This window comes from Lactococcus fujiensis JCM 16395 (genome assembly GCF_002441655.1).
Classification (GTDB): Bacteria; Bacillota; Bacilli; order Lactobacillales; family Streptococcaceae; genus Lactococcus; species Lactococcus fujiensis.
In genome coordinates this window covers 1-5,897 of record NZ_JXJU01000027.1, presented here as the reverse complement: position 1 = coordinate 5,897, position 5,897 = coordinate 1, and the positions used below count along the sequence as shown (strand labels likewise).

The window sequence follows — 5,897 nt, the reverse complement described above, 5'->3', positions numbered from 1 at the left end:
AGTCTAACTTTTGGGGTGCACATCACTCTTAGTAGGTCGATGGTTATTTTTTAACTATTAATTTGCTACCGTTCTTAACACGGCTACATTGGACTAGTTGGCGCTAGTCCTTTTTTCTTTATCTTTATTTTATCACAACTTCTATTTTTTGTCATCTCGTTTATTTAAAAAAGAAAAAACACTCTGACGAATCGTGTGTGAAATCAGAATGCTTTTTGCTTTTGTTTAAGACTCTCTAAAAATAACATAAATTTGGAAGATAAACAAATCATATTTTCTATAAAAATATGCCAGACGTTTTGATTAGAAATTCACTCATTTTCTCATAATTATGCCATATTTGGCGATTTTTATCCCTGCTTTACTCCGTATAATATGTAAATGGCTCAACTTTGGGTTTTTTGCTTGAAATAACTTTCCGAAAAAGGCTAAATTTTCTGATATACATCAAATTGTGTACTGAGAGAAATTAGGAATATAATTTATCCATTAAGATTTTAATTTTATCGCTGCTTTTTGGGGAAACCTCAATATTTCCCCCTTTTACATGATTTAAGAATTTTCTTGCTAAGATTACTTTATCTAATTTCTCATTTTTTATGTAATCAGAATTCTTAATTACATTTATACTATTATCTTCAAGTATAATATTTTTAAAATCCTCCACACTAATTAGGTCTACTGTAGATTCTCCTGAGACATCACTTACATAATGAACTAATGCTGATGGATTATCACGTAAAACTTTTTTTCCTGCTCTCTTCCCTGCTGTATCGTTATCAAAGAGATACTTAACATTCAGCTCCCAGGCTTCCAAAATTCTTCCAAAAAATTCTAATTTTGCTGCCCCATTACCGTTTATAAAATTTATGTCTTTATCAATATCATTCAACAACTGAAAAGCTTGTAAGTATAAAACTTCCTCCATCCCTTCACAGATAATATTATTTTTAAATCTATCAGATATTGAGTCACCAAGTCCAAGTCCTATAGCTGTTAATATGGGAGTTAAAGTTTCTTTGTCTTCTATCCTTGCCCAAGGTTTACTCACAATAGTAGTTGAGCCTTCAATTTTTTCTACTAACCTTATATTATTAAGCCTATTTTCTTCTATTAGGTATGGAGAGTGTGTAGAAAAAACTAATACATTACTAGAAAACTGTCTCTCTAAGACTTTTAGTAAATCTTTTTGAGCTTTTGCATGCAAGTATAATCCTGGTTCATCAATCAAAATAACATTGGGCGTAGTTTCTTGCATTTTTGCCACTACTTTTATATAAAAACTGAGGTACCACTGTTGACCTTTTGATCTTTGAGAAGGTTTGAATAATATGTGATTTTCTTCAATCCAAAAGTAAATTTTATCACCATTTTTTCGCACAACTAATTTAATGTCATCTTGTGTCCAATAATCTTCAAAAACTTTAGAGAAATTAGTATTCACCTGATTCTCGTGATTTGCCTGTATTTGCGAATCATCAGATATTATTTCATCAATTCTAAAGTCACTAACCTCCTCTAAATCTTGAATCACAGGGTTTGTTTTTATAGTATCTATAGATACACTATCTGGGAATACATCATCAAAACTATCAAATTTAACAAAATAAGGCATATTACGCTTGATTAAAGTTTTTAAAAATTTATTCTCACTAAATTCTGTATTACGAAACTCTTCAATATGTTTTAAAATCATAGAAAAGGTATTAATACCAGGTTCATTCAAACTATATGTATTACCGTATATATTTGCATTATTTGGATTTTCGAGCCATTTTGGGATATCATTTTCATAGTCCGCAAAGGTTAAACCTTGATTTAAAATATGTTCTTTTGTTGCATCCTTTAAGTCAGATTCTTTGATAATTTTTATAATATTATTTTCAAGTGCTTTTATTTCTTCAGTTTCTATCTTTTTAGTCTTTTCAGGAAGTTTAATGCCATCCTCAATAGTATATCCTGACATATCTTTTTTAATAGTGATTAATTCACTGTTTGAAATCGACACATTTTTCGAATAAATCTCCCCAAGTTCCTGCTCAATTTCTTCTTTTGAAACCTCAAAAGTTATGAAGAGCTCACTTTCTTTTTTTGTTCCAATTGGAGAAGTAGATTTGGATAATACTTTTTCTTCATCAAATAGTTCTAATGCTTCTAATATTGTTGATTTTCCACTTTCATTTTTTCCAGCTAAAACTGTATAACCGGGTTCAAAATAACACTCGCCACTATCAATGATTGACTTAAAATTAACAATTCTAAATTTTTTGGGTTTCATACCTTATTCCTTTTTTCAACATTATTAATAAACTTACTTTTCATTATACCAAAGTATATAATACTTTAGATTAAAAATTTTAGCGAGTAGATATATTTAAACTTTTAAATCTTCTTTTCTGAGTCGCAATACTTATACCACTTTGATATATCCTTTTCAATTAAACAAAGTAACAAAATAAGCTCATAACTGTTCAATTATGAGCTTGGTGTTTATATCCTCTCTTACAAAACTTTCGTGTTATAATATTTAAGGCACTTGCCGAATCCTAGAATGAAATTGGGAGGAGGTGTTTACATGCCAATTCTTTTAGTTATCTTCACGTCTATCGTTGCACCAATTATTTCTGGTGTAGCAGTCAAGCTCATTCTTGACTGGTTGAGCAAGAAAAAACGATAGGCAACAAGTGCCGCTCAACCTGAGTGGAGTTGCGAACCACAAAAGAAAAGCACAGGATTGCAGTCCTGTGCTTTTTTGTTTACATATCTCTTTTAGCAATCTTCACTTTGCTAATCTAATTATATCATATCTCCTTATTCTGTCAAATTTATGATACTTTAGATTTCTTAAAACAATATCCAACCGATTAAGCATCGACTGAGAGAGCAACAACATCTTCTCTTGTGGTGTCATATCATCACTGAATTGTGGTAAGCATTCTTCTTCTTTCCATTGTTTCATGGCAGTAGCATGTTCAGAAAGGAAAAAGCCTTGCTATTTCATCAACCCTCTGTCTTGCTATTCTCTAATTGCTTTAGAAGGATGGTAACTTATATCGACCTTCAGATTCTTTGGTTTCATATTTCAATTGACTTAAACTTATAATTTATAAAATCAACAATAGAATCAGCTTCTTACTTAATTCCCATAAAATAAAAAAACAGAGTTTACTTCTCTGCTTTTTATATTTTTTGGATTTAACTTAAAAGTTAATAATTATTTTTTATCAATGTTATTAATGATTAAATTAACTGTTACGAAAATAAATACAGCTATTAGAATCAACGATATGCAAATGAACGAATATTGTACTGAATAGAATCCCCCTTCAGCATTTGAATTTTCCATCCTTGCATTAGCGATAGTGGGTACAAGATACATGATCAGACCACTGACAAATAAATTAACTAGTCTGTAAATATTTTTCATATTTCTCCCTTTAGAAGTTTACATAGCCTGTTTTATAAGTATAGGCATAGTGATTTGATGAAGAACTTACACCAAATTTAACAGATGCAGAACTTCCGACACCAACGTTAACTCCTCCATTTACAGTTGTTGTTCCATTATTGTAAAAATCTCCATTTACAATATAATAAATTCTATTAGGATCTTCTAAATTGGCATATACGGTACCTCCAAATTGCTTAGAGATTCCATTATAGCTCCGATTCATTTGTACAGTTAGAATTGTTACAATTCCTCTAAATCCACCGCTTTCCTCTGTTTTGCAATAGAATGTTACCGATGGTTTATAAGAACTAGTTACTGTAAATTGAGAAGAAAATGTTCTGTACGTATATGACGCTGCTCTTCCATAAAGCTGTGCTGCAGAAAATCCTAAATATCGAGCCGCTTGGTCGAAAGTAACACCATTGTCTTTACTATACGACTCCGTTAATTGAAATGCTGTTTGAACTGGACCGATGGTTTGTACAGTTTCACCGTTCACATCCATTACATTGGATATTACATCAGTTCCGCTTCCTGGGGTTGTGGCTGTGGTATCTGCAGAAGTATGCGAAATTCCAATACCAGCAAGAGTTACAATTGATAAAAGAGTGATAGCCCCTTTTTTTAAAATAGACATAATAATGTCCTCCTTTAATTATTAACAAATTAAGCAGTAACATAAAACCTAAACTAAGAATTGTAAGAATCTTTTATTTAAGGTAATTATATAATATTTATTTTTCTTTTACAATACAATAATAAAAAAATTAATTTAATTTTATCTTGAATACAATTTAACAAAAATTTTCATTTTTTGTTCTCTTATTTTACTCTAATATTCTCATAAACTTCACATAAAACTCGTTTTTGCTTGTTTTTTCACTCTCCTCCATTCAAGAATGGCTTAACCCTGCCTTTTGTGGGTGTTTTAACTTTTCGTAAAATATGTATTTTCTGAATAGTGATGGTGAAAAATAAAAAAGACAAGAAATTATCCTTGTCTAGCTTTTCCTCATGTTCTACTTAATTACTTGAGAATAAAGAATAACCTTGCCTTTATTTTTTCCCCTTCTACTTCTTTTTTTTCTTCGCTGCTCATTCCCCGATATTTTTTCTTCAATACATTAAAATTGTAAATTTGAACCACGGATACCCATATCAAATAACAAAGTAAGATAATCTTTACAGCATCAGAAAAAGGAGTATATCCAAATTGATATTTTATGACCAATAGCAGCGATACAATGCATCCCAATAATATGATTGTGAATCTTATGATTAGACTATTTAATTTTTTTAAGTAACTCATATAAATTAGTCCCATCCATTTATTCTATTTTAACGGATACTTTTTCCTTAATGACGATGTAAGGAGTTTACTTATCTTACTATTAAATAATATTACTTACTCCTTATTACCACTATGCAATGATAAATCATGACGATCAGTATAAGTATTGAAGTGATATGAATCATAATCTCTAATATTACTGAAGCATTGATAGTCGGCAGGAATTCAAATCGTAGTATAAAAAGCAAAACCAATATTAACAGTAATACTATAAAAAACATCAAAGCCCATTTATTTAATCTTTCATAATATCTTAAAGGGTTCCAATCAGAAGTAAGTTCAATTCCATCTTCCTTAGTAGTCTCCCCACTCAAGCTTAAATGCTTTTTCTTTAATTTATTTAAGTTTTTTATGTATATAATAATGACTACTATAAAAAACATCAAAAATAGAAGTTCTAGCAGGGTAGAGATGAAATCTATCCAAGTAAAATCAATATTATTTACTGCTTTAATTATTGTAGAGAGTGAAAACAAATTAAAGAGCAAAAGCATAAGAAATAATACTATTTTAATCCCTCTTATTTTTCTTTGGTAATTCAAAATTCACCTCACCAATCGTTTTTCATTTGTGTAAATGCACTTGTTGATTCAGACAAAAGATCTTTATAATCTTGATAATCGCTAGCAAATTCGAAAAAATTGTAACCTCCGCTACCACCCAATGCAACCAGTAGGATTGTTTCTATCAATTTTTGGGCAAATGGACTTAAAAAGACAGCAGCAGCAGCCATTAGAACAGCCATAGTAATATGAGTTAACATATCGTACACTTTTTGCTTCATATTATCAATATCTTTGATATATTCTGTAGTATAGGAATTTGCATTCGATCGTTTTTTAGCTCCATTTAATGTAGCAAGTACTTTTGTTCCACCATCTATTTCCGAATAAGAAAGTTTAATTCCCTTTAGGTAATCATTGAAAGAGACAACCTTTCCATTCTCTGATAAAAGATTACCCCGTACTTCAGATTTATTTTTTTGAATTGGACTGAATAAATGATCTACTGGATTAGCTGTAGCTATCCCTAATTGAGAAATAATTTTATGATCTAAAAGGCTAGGAGCCGGTCTACTTTGACCTGATAAGGGAT

At 30.3% G+C, this 5,897-nt stretch carries 4 protein-coding genes; 1 reads left to right on the top strand and 3 read right to left on the bottom strand.

What is annotated here, in order from left to right:
- Nucleotides 1-469: 469 nt before the first annotated feature.
- Nucleotides 470-2,278, bottom strand: a complete 1,809-nt coding sequence (locus RT41_RS09780; protein ID WP_096819208.1) for an AAA family ATPase — start codon at nucleotides 2,276-2,278, stop codon at nucleotides 470-472.
- Nucleotides 2,279-2,575: 297 nt separating this feature from the next.
- Between RT41_RS09780 and RT41_RS10375 the strand changes: the two genes are divergently transcribed.
- Nucleotides 2,576-2,677, top strand: a complete 102-nt coding sequence (locus RT41_RS10375) for a type I toxin-antitoxin system Fst family toxin (protein ID WP_143467370.1) — start codon at nucleotides 2,576-2,578, stop codon at nucleotides 2,675-2,677.
- A gap of 760 nt (nucleotides 2,678-3,437) precedes the next feature.
- Here the strand turns inward: RT41_RS10375 and RT41_RS09770 are convergent.
- Nucleotides 3,438-4,088, bottom strand: coding sequence for a hypothetical protein (locus RT41_RS09770; RefSeq protein ID WP_180752719.1), 651 nt, complete (start codon nucleotides 4,086-4,088; stop codon nucleotides 3,438-3,440).
- Between the two features lie 1,264 nt (nucleotides 4,089-5,352).
- Nucleotides 5,353-5,897, bottom strand: a 545-nt coding sequence (locus RT41_RS10515; protein ID WP_180752718.1) for a hypothetical protein, incomplete at its 5' end; no start/stop codon positions are given.

What these genes read in the sequence shown, in the direction of transcription:
- RT41_RS09770 (WP_180752719.1), bottom strand. Translation starts at nt 4,088, where the DNA reads ATGTCTATTTTAAAAAAAGGGGCTATCACTCTTTTATCAATTGTAACT.
- RT41_RS09780 (WP_096819208.1), bottom strand. Translation starts at nt 2,278, where the DNA reads ATGAAACCCAAAAAATTTAGAATTGTTAATTTTAAGTCAATCATTGAT.
- RT41_RS10375 (WP_143467370.1), top strand. Translation starts at nt 2,576, where the DNA reads ATGCCAATTCTTTTAGTTATCTTCACGTCTATCGTTGCACCAATTATT.